Below are 20,178 nucleotides of genomic sequence, written 5' to 3' on the forward strand. Positions count from 1 at the left end.
GTGGTTGAAATTTCAATTTCAAAAAATACTAGGAGATAATCGAAATTAAGTATACTTATGATTTATAACTGATCCCTGCCTATATGGAACATATAATATCCGCCTTCAGGGAGGATGTCCAAGCATGTTGGGCTAGCCCTGTCAGAGATAGTTTGAGCCAGCGTCAACTTGCCCTTAGCTCTATCAAATCCAAAGACATAAATGCCTTTGCTGTCCCGTTCTGTATAGGTGCCAACAAAAAGCATTTCTATTTCTTTTTGTCTCTGTGTTTCATTCATGCAGATCACAAAAAACAGAGAAGTGAAGTAATTAGGTGTTTTGAAATAGATGATTTGCTCATGGCTGGATTGGTTTAATTTTTAGGTATTAAAAGGCTGGATTAGAAAATTAAAAATATTATCCTAAAAAGTTTGATGGATTTGTGAATACCGAAGTTATAAATGTATGATTTTTTTTCAAATGTATGTCGGCAATAAATGGCTCTAATTAAAAACTATGAATTAAAATAACTGATTTTTTGCAAAAATTAATGAAGAATCTTCCTACCCGGCAATTATTGTTCAATTTCCTGCAAATTTAATGGAAGAACCTGCTAAAAACTCTCTTTACTTTTACTTTCAATATATTCTGCTATACCTCCGAGAATTTCATAGGGCAGAAAGTTTCTGAAAATTAAGATTTGATGATTCTTTTTGAAACATTGAATTTCAGGTGTTTAGCAAAATTTTCAATATAAATTTTGAAATGAATATATAGATAATAATTATAAACAATAAACCCTTAAAGTATGGAACAAGGTTTATCAAAACGAATCATGAGGATAGTTAGATTTGGATCAAAAGTGGTCTCGTTATCCATTGGTTTAATGACAATTGTATCGTTAGCATTTGCTAATGGAAGTACCGAGTCCGAACACAGATCCAATAATGTAATGGAATTGGACGTTTTTGAAAAAATGATCACTGGTAAAGTTGAACTGACCAATGGGGAGCCCTTGCCCGGAGCCTCTATATTGGTGGAAGGCACATCTATTGGAACGGTGACCAATCTTGAAGGAGAATACCAGTTTACCGTTCCCGATGATGCGGTTTTGATATTTTCCTTTATTGGCTACGAATCCCAAAAAATCGTGGTTGGTAACAGAACGATCATCAATGTGGTAATGGTGGAGGACGCGGCATCACTTGAAGAAGTGGTTGTGGTAGGTTATGGTACACTGCGGAAGAAGGACATAACTGGTGCTGTTACATCTGTAAGCGGTTCACGTCTAATGGAAGTACCAGCTCTCAATGCTGTCCAATCCCTTCAGGGAATGGCACCAGGAGTTGATATTGCCATGCCCAGCCACAGTCCTGGGGCTGCTCCTTCAATAAGGATAAGAGGTAACCGTTCTTTTGCAGCATCAAATGAACCTTTATTAGTGGTCGATGGGATACCTTTGTTAGGGAATCTCAATAGCATTAATTCTATGGATATAGAATCTATGGAAATATTGAAAGATGCCTCTGCAACGGCTATATATGGATCAAGAGGTGCTAACGGGGTTATTTTGATTACCACTAAACGAGGAAAGGAGGGAGTTTCCCAGTTCAGCTATAATTCATATTATGGAATTCAAAGGGAACTTAACAGACCCAATGTAATGAATGGTGCAGAGTTTGCCGAATTCAGAAGGGAGGCAAGAAGGGCAATTGGCCGATACCCATCGGATGTTCCCAATCAGGATTTGGATAGAGAAATGTTTTTTGTAGCAGACCCTGGAGTTATAGAATCCGTGATGATGGGATATGATGAGTCGGGTAGTTACAATCCGAATAATGTAAGATCTTTCAATTGGTTTGATGATGTGACGAGGACGGGCGTTATGCAGGATCATCAGTTAAGTTTCCAAGGCGGAAATCAAAAAACCCAGGTTTCAGTAAGTGGAGGTTATTTCGAAAATAAAGGTGTTGTTGAAGGGTTTGATTATAATAGGTTTACTGCAAGACTTACGATTGATCATCAGGTAAACAAAATTCTCAAAGTAGGTGGTACCATGGCCAGTGCTTATAATGTAAGAAATGAGACAGGAAATCTTTACAGTGCAGGTGCAGCAGCTAACCCTTTGGCTCCTATTTTTGATGAAGAAGGCTTTCCTATTTTGTTTCCAGCTGGCGATAACACGATTTCCAATCCTATAAATCTACGGGACAATCAATTTATTGAAAATAGATTAAATCACTTTTTTGGAACCTTTTATACTGAGGTTCAAATATTTGATGGACTCAAGTACAGAGTTAATGTTGGTCCAGACTTCAGAACCAACAGAAGGGGAGCATTTACAGGCCCGCCTGCGAGATCCGGTGCGCCATCGACTGCTGATTATAGCACCGACCAAAGGTTTCACTATATATTTGATAACCTTTTGTATTTCGATAAGATCATTGCTGATGTCCATAAAATCAATGCTACATTTCTTTATAGCATAGAAGAGGATAGGTTTGAAAGGGTCAATGCAAGCGTTTTAGACCTTCCTTATGATAGCCAATTGTGGTATAATTTGGGTACTGGAAATAATATAACTTCTCTTGGGTCAAGGTTTGAAAGATGGGCGCTAAACTCTTATATGGGAAGATTCAATTACACCTTTAAGGGGAAATATATTTTTACTTTTACTGGAAGATATGACGGTTCCTCTAGATTGGCGGAGGGTAGGAAATTCAATTTTTTCCCTTCCATTGCATTGGGCTGGAATATCATTGATGAGCCTTTTATGGCTAATTCAGGAAGAGTTTCAGAACTCAAAATCAGAACAAGTGCAGGGAATACCGGAAACACAGCGGTGAGTCCATATTCAACTCTTGGATCATTAAGCAGGACAGTTTATTCCACAAATGACAATCCAGCTTTCGGTTTTCAACCCAACTTACTTTTCAATCCGCTTTTGGGATGGGAGAACACATTTCAATACAATATTGGAATTGATTTCGGTTTCTTTGAAAACAAAATACAGGGCTCTGTTGAGTTGTATCAACAAAATACCACTGATCTTATCTTGTCAAGACAGCTTCCAGCAGCCTCAGGCTTTACCCAAATAACTCAAAATGTAGGAAGCACAAGAAATACCGGAATAGAAGCATCACTTAGTGCTGAAATCATTTCCTCTCCTAAAAGTTTTAATTGGAATATGGATTTGGTCTTTTTCAGTAACAAGGAGGAAATTATTGAATTGGCGCAGGGAAAAGTGGATGATGTTGGTAGTAGGTGGTTTATAGGTCAACCCATCAACACTTTTTTTGACTTCCGTTTTGACGGGATTTGGCAAAATACAGAAGCTGACTTGGAGCAGATTGACATTTTCAATGCAACAGGGAGTTCTTTTGCTCCAGGGGAAATTCGAGTTGCTGATACAAATGGTGATGGGGTTATAAATGCAGATGACAGAGTTATTTTAGGTTCAACCGTTCCCAGATGGTCAGGAAGTATAACTAATCGGTTTAATTACAGAGGATTTGATTTGTCATTTATGGTATTTGCCAGGATAGGCCAGATGCTAAGTGATGCTAATGCCATTCAATACGAAGGTCGGAGAAATTGGTTAAATGTGAATTATTGGACCCCAGATAATCCAAGCAATGAATTTCCAAGACCTAGAGACGGTAGGCAGGTACCACTTTTTGCCCAAGCTTTAAATTATCAAGATGGTTCGTTTGTCAGAGTAAGGCAGATTACGCTTGGATATAATTTGCCTCCAAATCTGCTAAACACCTTAAAGATGAGTCAATGCAGGGTTTATTTATCAGCACAGAATCCATTTTTATTTACTTCTGACGACTTCAGAGGAATTGATCCAGAAGGAGCGACGGGACTCAGTATTCCTAGTGTGAAAACATATATGGTAGGATTGAACCTGACATTCTAATTGAAAATCCAAAATTTAAGAAAAAATGAAAAAATATATATTCATCCTAATTATGATTTTTGGCACTTCAGGTTGCGATGATTTCCTGATTGAGCAAAATGTTTCGGATATCAGTTATGAATTCTATGATACCGAAGATGGAATTGAGGCTTTGGTCTGGGCGTCCTATACCCACTTGAGGTCCTTTGGTGGTTCACAAGAGGGGCTTAAAGTCAGTAATCACGGAACAGACATTTGGACATTTACCAACGTTTCAGATGGGAATGAATTTCATACCTATACTACTGATATTAGTCCTGTAAATGGTAATTTCAACAACTTATGGAATGCTTTTTATAAAGGTATCAATTCCTGTAATATTGCCATTAATAGGATTCCCACTACACCTTCCAGTGGTGGTGTGTTGAGAACCGAGGAGGGAAGAAATGCAAGAATTGGTGAGGTCCGGTTTTTAAGAGCTTTTTATTATTTCACTTTAGTCCAGATGTTTGGAAAAATCCCCCTGCTTTTGGAAGAAAATATTGAGGTGTTGGATGAAATGAAAAGGGAAAGTGTAGCCAATGTTTACAATGCGATCATTGAGGATTTGAGAATTGCTTCAAAAGTTCTTCCAAATTCCCAATCTGAAAATGCCAGACCAACTAAAGCCGCCGCTCAACACCTTTTGGCAAAGGTATATTTGACCCGCGGAAGTGCAGTATCCGACCAAAGAGGCCAGCAATCTTTTGATATGGATAGTGCTGCATTTTATGCTCAAAAGGTAATTACAGCAAGAGGACCATTATTGCCTGATTATGATGAAGCAAGAAGATGGCAGAATCAGAGAAATAAAGAAGTTCTGTTTGCTGTTGAATATTCTCAAAATCGATTGGTCAATGGATCTGGTAATCCTTCTCATAGATTTTATGTCATACAATATGAAACCGTACCGGGTATGGCTAGGGATGTACCAAATGATGTTGCTTGGGTAAGGCTACGCCCATCTGATCTTCTATATGACCTTTATGACAGAAAAAATGATTCAAGGTTTTATAAGTCTTTTAAAACTACCTGGATTGCCAATCGTGCTAATAATATTCCTTTATGGACTACAGAAAATGCTCCATCCCCTGAATTGGTGGGACAAAGAAGATTCACTGTGGGAGATACAGCACTTTATGTATCATTCCATAAAGATGTTCCCCCCTCGGCAATCAACCAAACAAGGTACAGGTGGCTGCCAAGAGAAAGATTTACAGATAGGCTTTTTCCCCAATACCGATATTTTATGGATCCCAATCGATTGGCTCCTAATGATAATGTTGGAACTTTGAATTTTAAACTCTTATGGCTGAGTGAAACTTATTTAATTGCCGCTGAAGCATTTGGAAGACTAGGTGATTTTGGTCAGGCTGCCGATTATATCAATCAGGTGAGGTTAAGAGCAGCATACAAAGAAGGAGAAGAAAAACCCGCACAATTTTTCCAAGTAGAAGGAGGAAGTATTGAAGAACTGACTAAAAGTACAGAAAATGAAATGCTTATATCAGCGGATATGATTTCTTCTCCTATATCATTGATCAATTTTATTCTTGAAGAAAGGGCTAGGGAAATGCCTGCTGATTATATGCGTTGGTTTGATTTGGTTAGAACAGAAACATTTTTTGAAAGAGTTACCAAATATAATCCATCTGCTGCACCTTTGGTCAGGCCTTTTCATAAGCTCAGGCCTATTCCTCAAAACCATATTGATAGGCTGAGAAATGCAGGGCCCATAGAGGAGGAGCAGAATGAAGGTTATTACTAATCATAATATGTTGGGGGGGATTGGAAATAACCTTCCAACATATTTTTCTTATTATTTCAAATATTGTCTTTCATAGGTGTAAGCCAAAGTAATATCTTATTTAAAATTGAAATTATCATGTTATCATATATATCAAGCTTTCTTTACCTATTAATATTTAATAATTATAGGGGAATAATTCCGGTTTCGGGAATTAAAAAAAACCATCAAAAATTTGCCTACTTTAAGATTCATATCCCATTGGTGAAATGGTCAATATTTAATCAAAAAGTAATTTTAGCTGACAAGCATTATTTTTTGTTTGTTTTATTTCTATTGATAATTTCAATCAGCAATTCTCATTCACAATCTATAAAAGAAGGTGTTTACAATATCAGAAGTGTTGCGAATGAAAAAACACTTCATTCCTCCAATGAGGCTTACACACAAGAAATCTCCGGATTTTATACCATTACCTTTCCTGTCAGTAGCTCCGACGTAAGTCATGCTCAAAAATGGAAATTGATAAAACTAAATGATGGATCATTCAATATTGTGAACATCCGTTATTGGAAATCTGCTTTAACCAGTGTAGAAAGGCTTGTCGAAGATGGACCTGATAGTAAATATGTAATTACATCTGAAATCAATGATAGTGATTTTCAGAGATGGGAATTCATTGAAGTGAAGGATGGCATTTACAATATTATCAATAAAGGTAATGGATTAAGTCTTACATCTACGGAATTGGTTTATTCCCCAAACCCCAACGGTGAGTATTTATTGGTAAGTCCACTCCAAAATGATGAATCACAACAATGGAGGTTGAATGTGTTTTATACTGAAGACCAAGTTAATTCCATCGGATTACCTAATGTTCCTTACAAATTCATAAATATAGGAACTTCAAAGTTTCTTCATTCAACAAGCCAAACAAATAGTGCAACTGGTGGAGATTACTATCCTATAGTTTTTGAATTAAGATCAAGCCAAAATCAGGGTTGGTATTTTTTGAATAATATTGACGGATCATTTAAGATTGAAAATCTGCTTTACAGTGGTAGGGTATTGACAAGGAGCAATAGAGATTTAGCGTCCGGTACTGAAGATAAATATGTCACCTTAGCGGTAAACAGCATTGATAGCCGGAAAAACTGGATATTCACACCCCAGGGAGGCAGTATTTATAAAATTTTCAATCAGTCTGATAATTCTGTATTTAGTGCTACTGACTTACCCTTCACCTCAAATCCAATCGGAAGGTATGTAGGAACGAAGACCGATTTGGATGATGCAGATCAATTGTGGGCGTTTCAGATTTCAAATCAGTTTCCTGTTTCTGAAATCAGTTTGGACAGGCCTTCAATAGTCCTTGGAATTGGGGATACAGATCAACTTTTTACCTCGGTCCTTCCTGAGTATGCGACCTATAAGGATGTTTTCTGGTCAAGTGAAAATCCCGAAATTGCAACAGTAGACAGAGACGGCAATATCACAGGGCTTTCTGTAGGAGTTACTAAAATACTTGCCACAACTCTGGATGGTAGACTCTTCGTTCACTCCGAGATAAAAGTTAAGGCCCAGATCTTTGAAAATACTACTTTTTACGTAAGCCTTGATGGAAATAACATAAATGATGGACTGTCTAAAGAAACGGCTTGGAAAACTTTGGATTTCGCAGCCTCTCAAGTTGATCCTGATAGGGGTAATTCCGTTGAGCTTTCGGCAGGAATTCATCTATTGAATTCAACAATTTATCTTCCTTCAGAGATCAGCTTGATCGGTCAAGGATCAGATAAAACTACTATCAGAGGAAATTGGGAGAATAATGATGAGGATTTTAGGCGGAATATTGGAAAACTGATTGAAATAGTTGGAGGCAAAAGGAATCATTTAATTGCCAATATTTCATTTGATGGAAATGACAGAAAGATTAGCGGGGCCATTTCAAATGTTAATTCCGACAGTTTGGAAGTTGTAAATTGTTTGTTTAAGAATTTTGGAAGCAGTGCACTTAAAATCGAGAACAGTTCCTTTTCCAAGGTTTATGAAAGCGAGTTTATAGAATCCGGATACGAGGCAACAGATGGAACCAGTTGGGGATCGTTGGGTATGATCCACTTGTACAAGACAACGCATAATGATATTCATGATATTTATTTCGAATCTACTTTACCAGGGACAGGATATGCAATTAAATCCGGAAACAGGGGAAATCAAGGGACTCTGGAAAGGTATACCGACAATTATTTAAAAGATTCCAAATTCTATAGATTAAAAACAAGGTTGAAGCCCAGGCAAACTTGGAATAATGTTGCGAATTTTGCAATTGAGCTTCATCATAATATTGTAGAAAGAAATGAGATTTTTGATTCTGATTTTGACCGTACAGTTTCTCTTTCAAATGAACATTTTCCACAGACTGCCCCTACTATCAGGTTCCATCACAACTATGTACATCCTAGCTCATTTGGGTTTGGATATTGGATAGAAGTTAAAACCAGTTATCTGGAGATAGACCATAATTTCTTTGATGGGGGGATAACAGGGTTTAATGATTTTTCGAGAGATTGTTGCCCCTTAAGAGATATTAAAATCCATCATAATATTGCGCAAAATGTTACAAGGTTTTTTGGAGATCAGGGAAGGTTTCAAAATCTTCAAATACATAACAATACTGTTGTATTCACAAACAATCCGTCTCCAAGTGTAAACCCCGATAGAAATAGATTCTATTACAACGAGACCGCAGGTCAAGACAATGGAATATGGATTAAAAACAATTTAATCATTGCACCTGAAAGTTTACCAGGAAGGTTGTTTACGATGAGAGAAGGGGCCAGCTTTCCAAATGAAATTGAGTTCGAAAGAAATCTCATTTACAACATTGACACACTTGTAGCCTCTAATCTAGGTGTAAAAATGAAGGAGCATATTGTTGGATCCCCTTTATTACTGAAAGAAGGTGAGGTTCCCATTCCTTATTATGGTCTATCAATGGAAAGTCCTGCAATTGATGCTGGAGTATTAATTGAAGGGATAACGGACGACTTTAAGGGTTCATCCCCGGATATTGGAGCAGTAGAAAGTGAATATACTTTTGGTCTTAAGCTTCTGTACCTGAATGGCAACAAAAAAGGTTTAAATAACAACCAAATCCGTCCTGAATTTTCTTTGGAAAACATGGGAGATGTTCCGATTGACTTGTCTCAAATAACTGCCAAATATTGGTTTACTCCTGAAGAATACGCCCCTATTTTAACCTGGATTGATTATTCACCCTTGGGTAAGGAAAACATCTATACCCAATATGAGGAACTTTCCAACCCAAGACAAAAAGCATTTGGGTATTTAAGTTACAGTTTTGATAAATCAGCGGGAAAATTGGAGGCGGGTTTAAAATCCGGTTTGACCAAATCCAGAATTGCTAAATCAGATTTTACTACATTTAATGAGGAAAATGATTACAGTTATTTAAAAACTTCCTCAAAAACAGAAAATAACCGCTTTACCCTTTATAGAAATGGTATTCTTGTTTGGGGCGAGGAACCAGAAATAGAGGATACTGAAAGCAGAGTGAGTATTCACTCCAGAACTATTGGCAATAATTCCAATACCAATCTAATTAGAACTCATTTAATATTGAAAAATGAAGGAAATTCTAAGCTCGATTATCAGGATTTATCATTTAGGTATTGGTTTAATTCCAACGGGAATTCTGAATTGAAAAATTGGATAGATTATGCGAAATTGGGAAAGGAATTTGTAATTACAGAGTTTTTTGAAGTTACCCCCCCTTTCATGGGAGGGGACACCTACTTAGAATTTAAAATTGACCCTGCGGCAAATACGCTTCATCCATTCAGTTCTACCGGAGAAATTCAATCTAGAACTGCCAAGGGTGATTGGTCCACCTTCGAACAATCCAACCACCATTCTTACCTTGCTAATTCGGATTATCAAGAAAACGAACATATCACAGTATACTATAGAGGAGAGCTGCTTTTCGGAATAGAACCAAGTCAAATTGCTGATATATCAGAGGTGTTTAGCAATTCTGATGAAGAACTCATAATCTTCCCAAATCCGACAGAAAATTACATTCAATTCAATCTTGAACTTGATCCGATTTCAGAAATAGTTATAATTGACTCCAGAAACCAGGTTGTTTTTCAAGGTTTTTTACCCAGAGATGGGATTCTTCCTATTGATAATCTACGAAAAGGCTTATACCTGATTAAGGTCAATATGAGGGATAAAATATTTACAGGGAGGTTGCTTAAAAATTAAAGATATATTGAACCGATGTATTAAACCATGGTTCATGCATCGGTTTGAATATAGATCAGGTAGGATTTTCCCTTTATGAATTTCGGAAAGACTAACCTCCTGCACGTCTGGAAGGTCTGAGGACAAATATAAGTTATATAAAGATAAAATACCGATATCGAATGGGCAACACACAGGAGCATAATTATCTGGGGGTATTCTCCCGAATCAAGTTCGGGATAGGCTATGAGACCGCTAAAAATCAAATCATAAACACATGAAATCAGATTTCCTTTTATTCATATTAATCTGTCAATTATTTTTCTTTTCATGTTTAGAAAAGAAGGAAGACAATATTTACAATTACGATTTGGTAATCTACGGAGGAACTTCTGCTGGGGTAATGGCAGCATATGCTGCAAAAAATCAAGGTAAAAGTGTATTGTTAATAGAGCATGGGAATCATCTTGGAGGATTGAGTTCAGGTGGACTAGGCTATACAGATATCGGCAATAAATCCGCAGTTAAAGGATTGGCATTGGATTTCTATAGAAGGATTGGAAAACGATACGGCGTTTTTGAACAAAGTGTTTTTGAACCTCATGTGGCCGAGAGTATTTTTGATTCTTATATGGTTGAGTCCAAAGTAGATGTCTGGAAGCTATATAGGCTCATTGATGTAAAAAAAGAGGATTACCGAATAGCTGAGATTACATTAGAAAGTTCCAAGAGACCAATTCCTGAAAATAATAAAATTATAAAGGCGCAGGTTTTTATAGATGCAAGTTATGAAGGTGATCTGATGGCCAAGGCCAATGTTTCCTACACGGTTGGAAGGGAAGGAAATGATGTTTATAATGAAAAATGGAATGGGGTACAACTCTTGGATAAACATCAGTTTATAGATGGCATTGATCCTTATGTAATCCCCAAAGACCCTAAAAGTGGTTTGTTGTGGGGTATCAGTAATTCAAAACTTCCACCTATCGGTTCGGGGGACAAGAAGATTCAAGCCTATAATTTCAGGCTATGTCTGACTGACAGTGTTGAAAATAGAGTTCCCATCACAAAACCTGCAAATTATGATTCAACAAAATATGAGCTTTTTATTAGATTAATTGAAAACAATCAACCGGGAATTTTTTGGGAAAAGGGATTTTGGTTTGGTGAGATGCCAAACAGAAAGACAGATATAAATAATGATGGCCCATTTTCTACGGATTATATTGGGATGAACTATGATTATCCGGAGGGAGATTATGCTTATAGAGCTAAGTTTATCAAAGAACTGGAAGAGTATACAAAAGGGTTTTTATTTTTTCTACAAAATGATGAGAGGATACCACTCGAATTGAGAGAGGTATTGATTCCATATGGTTACCCTAAGGATGAATACCTAGATAATGATCATTTTAGTCACCAACCTTACATAAGGGAAGCCAGAAGGATGGTAAGTGATTATGTGATGACTGAGCACAATTGTTGGGGAAGAGAAAAAGTAAAGGATGGAGTCGCAATGGCTTCCTATGGTATGGATTCTCACAATGTGCAGCGGTTAGTTGTGAACGGAATGGTGAAAAATGAAGGGGATGTGCAGGTTCATGGGTTTGCTCCTTATGAAATTTCTTACAAGTCGATAGTCCCCAAAAAATCAGAGATTCAAAATCTAATAGTGCCTGTCTGTCTTTCAGCAAGTCACATTGCCTATGGCTCCATACGAATGGAACCTGTATTTATGGCTTTGGGTCAATCTGCAGGTATTGCAGCAATTCAGGCTATCCAGAGTGGAGTAGCGGTTCAGGAAATTGATATCGAAAAATTGAAAGAAAGCCTTGAATTAAATCCTTATTCAGACAATAGGGCAGCTGATATTCTGATTGATGATAATGATGCTGAACTTGTAAGCGTTGAAGGGAATTGGAAAACTGATACAAAAGGTAATTTTGGAATTTCCTCTCTTTACACTGAGGGTTCCAAAAGAAACAGAATTATCTATAAGCCAAATATTCAAGTTTCTGGTAATTATGAAATCTATGTTTATTTAAAAAATAAACCAGGGTTATCTACAATTACGAGATATTATGTAAAGGTAGGAGAAGAGTTGAATACAATAGATTTTGACAACTCAAGAATTATTGTGAAAGGACAGACAGCAGGTACTTGGATGCTATTAGGAGAATTTAATTTAAAAAGTGATGAAAAAAACTCCATAATAGTAACAGACGAGAATTCGAATGGAATAGTAATGGCCGATGCATTAATTTTAATCAAGACCTCTACTGAGAAATAAAAAATGGATGTTCATTGATTTAAAACAACAGGAATGACAAAGCAGATTGTAAATATTTTAATATTGATCTTTTCCATTGGCTTTGAGGGGCTATGTGACGGTTATAATAGGGAATTCGTCCTATTTTCTAGCCAAGAGCAAGCCTCAATTTTTTTGCATCCAAATGAGCCCGAGCATGTCAGGTTTGCTGTTCAGGATTTGGTCAATGATATCAGGAAAATTTCGGGAAAGGAATTAAAAGTAATTACCGAATTCAAGTCTTGTAGGGATAATTGTATAGTGATTGGTTCATTGGCGAATGAAGCTTTCAATGGATTTATTCAAAAAATAGGAAGTGAGAAATCAGCCGGGCATCGGGGGCTTTGGGAAAGCTATCACATCGAAATTTTCAAATCTGATAGGAATTACCTACAAATTGTAGGATCAGATTCTCGAGGCACTATGTTTGGCATTTATCATTTTTTGGAAGATTATTTAGGAGTTGATCCATTGTACTACTGGTCGGACCGTGAGCCTGCCAAAAGAAATGAGCTGATTTTTAAAAATATAAATTTCACATCCAGTACTCCTACATTCAAATATCGAGGCTGGTTTATAAATGATGAGGATTTATTTACCGGTTTTATGCCTTCTGGGGGTAAGCGTAATATTGATTATCCCTATTATGGAGAAGTGGTCAACCCTAGACTTATGGAGCATGTGGTTGAGGCATTGGTTAGGTCAAAAATGAACTTGATTATTCCGGCAAGCTTTATAGATATTATGAATCCTGCCGAAGAAGAACTGGTTAAAATTGCCGCAAAAAGAGGGGTTTTCATTTCCCAACACCATGTGGAACCTGTCGGGGTCAGCGCCTTTGCTTTTTTCAATTATTGGAAAGCCAAAGGGGAGGATAAACTGTTTTCTTATTATAGTAGCAAGGAGGAGTTGATAGAAGTATGGGAGGCATATGCCAAAAAATGGTCTACTTACCCCAATGTGATCTGGCAAATAGGTCTTAGGGGTATCGGTGATAGACCGATGTGGATGGCAGACCCCGGGATTCCCCAAACAGAGGAAGACTTTGGAAGAATTATTTCTGAGGCTATGAAAGAGCAGATTAGAATTATTAAAAAATATGACAAAAGAAGCGATATTCCCCTGACTACTACGCTATGGGCTGAAGGAGCTGGTTTGTTTGCTGAAGGCTATTTGGAAATACCTCATAATTGTATGATCATCTTTTCTGACAACAGTCCAGGGTGGATTTTCACGCCTGATTTTTATCAGGTAGCACGTGAGGAAAATAGGAAATACGGTATATACTATCATCAACAAGTTTGGGGTTCAGGGCCTCATTTGGCACCTGCAGTCCACCCATCGCGTACCCACCGTCTTATTGGAGAGGCTATAGAACGACAGAGCGGCGAATATGCCATCATCAATGTGTCCAATGTCAGGGAGTTTGTTTTTGGAATAGAGGCGACAAGCAAAATGTTGGTGGATTTTAAAAACTTCAGTTTGGAACAACATCTAAACCAATGGTTTGAAAACCGATACCCAAGTGTTCCTAAATTGGCTCGGGAAGCCTATCAAAGTTACTATGATATTTTTGTTGAGCATGATGAAATAGGTGTGCCAATGCTTCTGGACGGTCAAACAAGAGGATCGGGAGGAAATCATCTCAGAAAAATCCAGGAGTATCTTAAGGATCCCGAAAAATACAAGGCTGAAAAACAGATTAAGTTACCTAACAAACTAAGTGTAGAAGCTGAATGGGCCAAAAAGCACCTTTCTGCCCAATACCAACCTACGGTTCAGGCTGATGCCTATCAGCAAAAGGTCATTCAACAGAGGTTGGCCTTGGCCATTGCTATGAAAAGGGCTGAAAGTCTCCAACCACTGCTTAATCCAATCGAATTCGATTTTTTCAAGACAGATCTTTTGTCAAACGTATTGTTGATGTCAGGGCTGACCAAGTGGTTGGACCATATCCTGAAAGCCCGGCAGTTCTTAGATTTAGGAGACGAAACTAGGGCACTCGAGAACTTGGAGATTGCCCATGCTTTTCTCTCTGAAGTGGATTTAGCACGAAAACTTCGAACCCAAGGCAAATGGAAAGATTGGTACAATGGAGATACCAAAGTCAATTTGCCATATACAGAGCAACTCTCTGAACAAACTTTAAAACTGTTAAGGGAAAAGGTACAAGTTGGAATAGATTGGACAAGTCCCCTGTAATTCAGAATAAAAAATGGATTATTAATGAGATTTGATTTTCAGGTTAATTTATCATTTACCAAATACTTGGGATCAACACATAGTGTTACTTAAATAAAAATCTCCTTTTTCTTTTTCTAATAATATTATAGACTAAGAAATGATTTTGTAAACTATATAATAATGAAAATAAAAAGAAATTATCCATTGGGTTTATGTTTATTGTCAACTTTCTTTTTCAATTCCTGCAATAATCAGGATAAAGATTCCGGTTTTTCTTTATTAGGTAGAATTGAACCTAGACATGCCCGGGATATTTCTTCATCAAACTGGTCAATTGGTGCAGAAACCATGGATAGGGGATATACAATTTATGACAACTGGAGAGATTACCTTGGGCCATTGGGTTTCAAAAAAGCAAGAATTCAGGCAGGATGGGCCAGGGTAGAAAAAGAAAAAGGTATTTATGATTTTGAGTGGTTGGATGATATCATTTATGATATGAAAAATCAAGGTGTACAACCCTGGGTAAATCTTGGTTACGGAAATTCAATTTATGCAGATGGAGGAGGAACTACCTTGTTTGGTGCTTTGCCACGATCCAAAGTGGCATTGGAAGGATGGGACAATTGGGTTCTTGCAACTGTCTCAAGGTATAAAGACCTTGTAAATGAATGGGAAATATGGAATGAGCCAAATTATAAAATTCCCGTGGAATTGTATGCAGACTTCTTGATAAGAACAGCCCAAAAGGTCAGAGGAATTCAACCGGATGCCCAAATTCTGGCTTTCGGCTTGGGGAGTGGTGTAGATTATGAATATGCTGATAAAGTGTTAACCATTGTGGCAGAAAAAGGTAAACTTGACTTAATCGATCAGGTGTCTTTTCATAGACACCTGTTTGATCCGGAAGATTATTCTAATGTTGAAAAGCTTGATTCGATTGTAAAAAAGTTTGATCCAAGGATCAAAATCAGACAAACTGAATCCGGCGCACCTACAGCCAATCAAAAAACGAAAGCTCTCAATAATTATGATTGGAAAGAACACTCAGCCTCCAAATGGGCACTTCGTCGGTTAATGGGTGATTTGGGAAGGGATATAGAGAGTAGCTATTTCGGGATAATGGAAATGAAATATCCCGACGAAATGAATTCCAAAGGGATTTTAAAATCCAATGATGATCAAACAGTCGAGCGTCCTAAGCAAACATATCAGGTCCTCCAAAATGTAGCATCCATCTTTGATGATAAACTTATCAGAATCAAAGAATATCCCTATACATTTGAGAAAGATACATTACACTCTTTTTTCGTTTACGAGGATCTGGAAACAAAAGAACAGCTTTTTGTTTATTGGATCAATAATAAAATACCTCAGGATGATGACCTTAAAACTACTGTGGACATAACAGTTCAAAAAGGGCATTTTACAGAACCAGTTTATGTAGATTTACTTACAGGAGAAGTATGGGCGCTGGGTAAGGAACAGCTTGAGGTGGAAAATGATACCTACAATTTCAAAAATATACCTATTTATGACTCGCCAGGTATTATTGCTGATAGAAGCCTTCTGCAAATTACCGCTACTGAAAAAAAATGAAAACATCCCTAATTAAATTTTATTCATTCTCATTAATTTTCATATACAATTTAACATCAATTGATGTTATAGTTTGTCAACAAGTTGATGTCCATGGATACCAGACAATTGCTAGTCATCATCTCAATATTGAATGTAATGATGCTTCCACATTTGGCTTTTTGCCTAGTGCAACTGGCAAAGAAAATACAATTGCACTTCAGAAAGCTTTAGATCAGGGCGGGTCAATCCATGTCAATCGACCAGGAACCTATAAAATCGCCGGAACAGTCTATATTGGCAGTCATACTTCCCTGGTTTTTGGGAATGGAGTATTTCTCCAAAAAGTGGATGAAGAAGGCACATTTACCCACGTACTTTTAAACAAAGGTGCTCTTACTAAAAACTATGACGAACACATTTCCATTCAAGGGTTACACATAATTGTCAATGGAATTGATAAAGTATTTTCTGAAGTCTATGGATTACGTGGGCAGATTGCTTTTTTTTATGTCAAAGACCTGCGAATTGAACATTTCAGGATGATGGATCTTGAAAAAGCCCAGTTTGGAATACATGTATGTACATTTGAAGACCTGATCATAAATGATGTTATCATCAAAGGTAAAAAAGATGGAATACACCTCGGGCGGGGCAAACGATTTGCGATAAGTAATGGGGTTTTCGAAACCTTTGATGACGCCCTAGCATTGAATGGCCATGATTATGCTACTTCCAATCCGGAAATGGGATGGATAGAAGACGGAGTAGTTGAAAAATGTCATGATTTAAATGCTGAAAATACTACTGGTTATTTTTGTCGTATTCTTGCCGGTGCATGGGTTGATTGGAAGCCTGGTATGGAGGTACAACAGTCAGACGCTGTAGTTTCCGATGGAAAAATTTACAGGGTGCAAGCCCAACCGGATGGTAAACTGTATACCTCATATACCAGACCTGTCCATGATACCGGTAGTCAAGAGTTAGACGGTATCAATTGGGGAGTGGTTCAGGAAGAAGTAATCCATACAGCGGGAGTTAGGAATGTGGTTTTTAGGGATATATTTTTGGAAAAGCCAAGAATAGCGTTTTCAATACATTTTGACAACGACCGATACAGCAGATCTTATTACCCCGGCGCTGAGATTCCCATTCAGGAAAATCTTTTGTTCGACAACATCTTCATAAAACACCAAGAAAAAAAAGATTTTATCTCAATCAACACACCCATTGATGTAATCCGGATAACCAATTCAACTTTTAAAGAAAACCGCATCCGTTTCCATTCCAATGAAGCAATGTCCAATTACTTGTCTACCACAATCAGTATTTCAAATAGTGATTTCGCTCATAATGGACATATGGAACTGTTGATCAATGAAGTTGAAAATAAAGTCATTCTTTTTAAGACAATTTTCAACACTTCATTAAACAATTCATTCATAGGGATTATTGATGAAGGTCCCGGAAAGGTTACAATAGAAACAGACCTTCCATGGAAACTACCTTGAATCAGGAATTCGGATACCTTTTCGATTCCATTCTAATCCGCTCGTCAGAACTTGAAGACAAAAATTTATTGAATACATAATATCTTTGAAATTTAATTTTAAATAACATCAAAGTCTGAAATAGTAAATTCTGTTCAATTTTCTGCAAAGATAAGATTATTGCTAATTATCATTTTGCTTTACTTTAGTAACAAACAATAACTTAAAATGTATCAAAAATGAAATTCATAAAATTAGGGTTTTTAAGTAGTGTTTTTCTTTTAGCAGGGTATGGATTTGTATATGCGCAAGACATTCACTCCTTACCAAATCTAGGGAAATTACAAACTTTATCAGCCAAAGAAATTGAATCCTCAAGGTGGTCCATCGGTGGAGAGACACTTGATAGGGACTATGCAGACTATCATGCCTATAAAGAATATCTTGGTCCATTGGGTGCAAAACGTATTCGATTGCAGGGCGGCTGGGCCAAGTGTGAAAAAGAAAAAGGAAAGTATGATTTTGAATGGCTTGATATAATTGTTGATGATGCTTTATCCCAAGGTGTAAATCCTTGGCTTCAAACCTCTTATGGGAACCCCATTTATGAAGGTGGCGGGGACGCCGCACTTGCTGGGGGGATTCCTACAACTTATGAGGCCCTTCAAGCTTGGGATAGGTGGGTGGAAGCTTTGGTATCAAGGTATAAGGATAAGGTAATCGAGTGGGAGATATGGAATGAACCGGATATAAGTAAGAAATTTACTCCCTTGGAATTTGCCGAATTCCATGTAAGAACTGCCGATATCATAAAAAAAGTCCAACCTGGGGCAAGAATCATTGCCCTAGGGTTGGCCGGACCTGGTAATGTCAAATATGTACAGTCGATTCTGGATATCCTCAAATCCAAAAATAAGTTGGAATATTTTGATGCATTAAGTTTTCATGGATATACTCCTGTGCCTGAGACTTCCTATGTAATTGTAAGTAAACTAAGGGTACTGTTAAATAACTACAATTCTGGAATAGAACTCTGGCAGGGGGAAAACGGTGCCCCAAGTACTCCCAAAGGTCAGTCTGTTGGTGCTCTTAGGCAGTTTGATTGGTCTGAAATTTCACAGGCCAAATGGGTTCTGAGAAGAATGCTGGGGGATATGGCCAACGGCGTAGATGTGACCAGCATTTTTCAGATTTCCGATATGTACTACGGTCAGGGAGACCACATGGAAGGCTATAACTCCAAAGGACTGCTGCTGACCAACCCGGACAAGTCCATAGAAAGACCCAAACTGTCCTATTATACATACCAAACCGTAGCCACCCTTTTTTCAGGCGAAATAAGTAAAACAGAGGTTGGGGTAAAAACAATGTCCGAAGAAAACCTGAAGGTATTTGCTTTTAAAAGAACAGGGAAAAAGGGTGATGCCATCACTATCTGGAACGGTTTAGCAAAGCCAGAGGATTCCATGGAGACCGTCCGTGAAGATTTTGTCATAAGGAACATCAAATTGTCTAATCCTGTTTTGTTGGATCTGTTTGATGGTACCATATATGAATTGCCAAAAGGCAGTTTTCAAAGAAAGGGCAAAGATCATATCTTTAAAAACATTCCCATTGGGGACTGGCCTATTGCAATCGTTGACAGGAGCTGGGTGAATTTGTGATTTGATCAAAGAATGGATTTAAGGGAGATAGCTTTTAACTTTCACAATTCCTAGGGTATGTTTTAATTATGTATATGTGGATATTTTTCTTCAAGCATCATGAAATTAAGGTTTTTTTGACTAGTGGCACAGGCAGACTTTTGATACTGTTGAGGAGTAATTCCTAAAGTACATTTGAATACCCTGTTGAAATAGGGAATGTTTTTAAATCCGGATTCAAAACCAACTGACGCCACGTTAAGGTCTTCATTTAGCAAAAGTTTACAGGCATAGCCAATACGTACTTCGTTCAGAAATTGGGTGAAAGTTTTCAGGGTGGAGTTTTTGAAAAAGCGGCAAAAGGCAGTTTCGTTCATGCTGGCAATTTCAGCAGCCTGGGCCAGGGAAATATCTTCCATAAAATTGTTCATAATAAAATCGTGGACTTTATTGATTCTACTGGAACCTCTGGATTGATAAGTATTTGAAAAACCAGAAGTAGTTAGTTTTCTATAGGACTTACTGCTGGCCAGGTCTGCAAGTAAAGATATAAATGCCATGAGTTTTTGGCTACCATGAAGGTTTAAAATTTCAAAAAGACGTTCTGAAGCCATTTCTCTTGTTGTTCCAATAATTTGTACACCCTGGTTGGCATCTTCGAGAAAAATTTTGAGTTCATGCATTTCAGAGAGGTTCAAAAAATCCTTTCCCAAAAAATCGGGAAGAAATTGGGTCAATATCACTTCCACCCTGATCTGAGGATCGGAATCGTAATAACATTTATCAGATCTCCAAACGTGTGGCAGGTTTGGCCCGACCAGTACCAGGTCTCCATCGGTAAAGGATTCAATACTGTCACCGATAAATCTTGTCCCGCTACCTTTTACAATATGTAAAAACTCAAGTTCTGTATGATGGTGCCAGATGTCATAAGTGTGAGGGACGGTGAATTTTTCGATCAAGAAAGAGTGGCCAAGTGAGGTGGTATTTTTCTTTAGAAACAAAGGCATCATGACTGGTATTATTTTGGGTTTATGGGA

Annotated in this window: 10 protein-coding genes; 8 read left to right on the forward strand and 2 right to left on the reverse strand. The window is 37.5% G+C overall.

The genetic code is table 11. The features are described from left to right. Positions 1-62 precede the first annotated feature (62 nt). Positions 63-278, reverse strand: coding sequence for a beta-propeller fold lactonase family protein (locus HMJ38_RS18255; protein ID WP_194975871.1), 216 nt, complete (start codon positions 276-278; stop codon positions 63-65). Positions 279-814: 536 nt separating this feature from the next. On the opposite strand from HMJ38_RS18255, the gene HMJ38_RS18260 reads away from it, so the two are divergent. From HMJ38_RS18260 to HMJ38_RS18295, 8 genes are all read left to right on the forward strand, one after another. Further along, on the forward strand, positions 815-3,901 hold the full coding sequence (locus HMJ38_RS18260; RefSeq protein WP_228780128.1) for a SusC/RagA family TonB-linked outer membrane protein: 3,087 nt from the start codon (positions 815-817) through the stop codon (positions 3,899-3,901). Between the two features lie 25 nt (positions 3,902-3,926). Further along, positions 3,927-5,687 (forward strand): RagB/SusD family nutrient uptake outer membrane protein, encoded by a 1,761-nt coding sequence (locus HMJ38_RS18265; RefSeq protein ID WP_194975873.1) that lies wholly within the window; start codon positions 3,927-3,929, stop codon positions 5,685-5,687. A gap of 117 nt (positions 5,688-5,804) precedes the next feature. Next, the gene (locus HMJ38_RS18270) at positions 5,805-9,956 is read left to right on the forward strand and encodes a cellulose binding domain-containing protein (protein WP_194975874.1); all 4,152 of its coding nucleotides are present in this window, start codon (positions 5,805-5,807) and stop codon (positions 9,954-9,956) included. 256 nt (positions 9,957-10,212) lie between these two features. After that, positions 10,213-12,225, forward strand: a complete 2,013-nt coding sequence (locus tag HMJ38_RS18275; protein WP_194975875.1) for an FAD-dependent oxidoreductase — start codon at positions 10,213-10,215, stop codon at positions 12,223-12,225. Positions 12,226-12,258: 33 nt separating this feature from the next. Beyond that, positions 12,259-14,445, forward strand: coding sequence for a glycosyl hydrolase 115 family protein (locus HMJ38_RS18280; RefSeq protein WP_194975876.1), 2,187 nt, complete (start codon positions 12,259-12,261; stop codon positions 14,443-14,445). 162 nt (positions 14,446-14,607) lie between these two features. Continuing rightward, a complete protein-coding gene (locus tag HMJ38_RS18285; RefSeq protein WP_194975877.1) occupies positions 14,608-16,026 on the forward strand; it encodes a GH39 family glycosyl hydrolase in 1,419 nt (472 codons plus the stop codon). 161 nt (positions 16,027-16,187) lie between these two features. After that, entirely contained in the window at positions 16,188-17,516 is a 1,329-nt protein-coding gene (locus tag HMJ38_RS18290) for a hypothetical protein (RefSeq protein ID WP_228780129.1), read from the forward strand. 218 nt (positions 17,517-17,734) lie between these two features. After that, positions 17,735-19,159 (forward strand): GH39 family glycosyl hydrolase, encoded by a 1,425-nt coding sequence (locus HMJ38_RS18295; protein ID WP_194975879.1) that lies wholly within the window; start codon positions 17,735-17,737, stop codon positions 19,157-19,159. 62 nt (positions 19,160-19,221) lie between these two features. Here the strand turns inward: HMJ38_RS18295 and HMJ38_RS18300 are convergent, their stop codons facing one another. After that, a complete protein-coding gene (locus tag HMJ38_RS18300) occupies positions 19,222-20,151 on the reverse strand; it encodes an AraC family transcriptional regulator (protein WP_194975880.1) in 930 nt (309 codons plus the stop codon). Positions 20,152-20,178 lie beyond the last annotated feature (27 nt).

The organism is Aquiflexum lacus (assembly GCF_015476655.1).
GTDB lineage: Bacteria > Bacteroidota > Bacteroidia > Cytophagales > Cyclobacteriaceae > Aquiflexum > Aquiflexum lacus.

Excerpts from the sequence above, each read along its gene's own strand:
- HMJ38_RS18255 (WP_194975871.1), bottom strand. The coding sequence starts at position 278 with ATGAATGAAACACAGAGACAAAAAGAAATAGAAATGCTTTTTGTTGGC.
- HMJ38_RS18260 (WP_228780128.1), top strand. The coding sequence starts at position 815 with ATGAGGATAGTTAGATTTGGATCAAAAGTGGTCTCGTTATCCATTGGT.
- HMJ38_RS18265 (WP_194975873.1), top strand. The coding sequence starts at position 3,927 with ATGAAAAAATATATATTCATCCTAATTATGATTTTTGGCACTTCAGGT.
- HMJ38_RS18270 (WP_194975874.1), top strand. The coding sequence starts at position 5,805 with ATGTTATCATATATATCAAGCTTTCTTTACCTATTAATATTTAATAAT.
- HMJ38_RS18275 (WP_194975875.1), top strand. The coding sequence starts at position 10,213 with ATGAAATCAGATTTCCTTTTATTCATATTAATCTGTCAATTATTTTTC.
- HMJ38_RS18280 (WP_194975876.1), top strand. The coding sequence starts at position 12,259 with ATGACAAAGCAGATTGTAAATATTTTAATATTGATCTTTTCCATTGGC.
- HMJ38_RS18285 (WP_194975877.1), top strand. The coding sequence starts at position 14,608 with ATGAAAATAAAAAGAAATTATCCATTGGGTTTATGTTTATTGTCAACT.
- HMJ38_RS18295 (WP_194975879.1), top strand. The coding sequence starts at position 17,735 with ATGAAATTCATAAAATTAGGGTTTTTAAGTAGTGTTTTTCTTTTAGCA.
- HMJ38_RS18300 (WP_194975880.1), bottom strand. The coding sequence starts at position 20,151 with ATGATGCCTTTGTTTCTAAAGAAAAATACCACCTCACTTGGCCACTCT.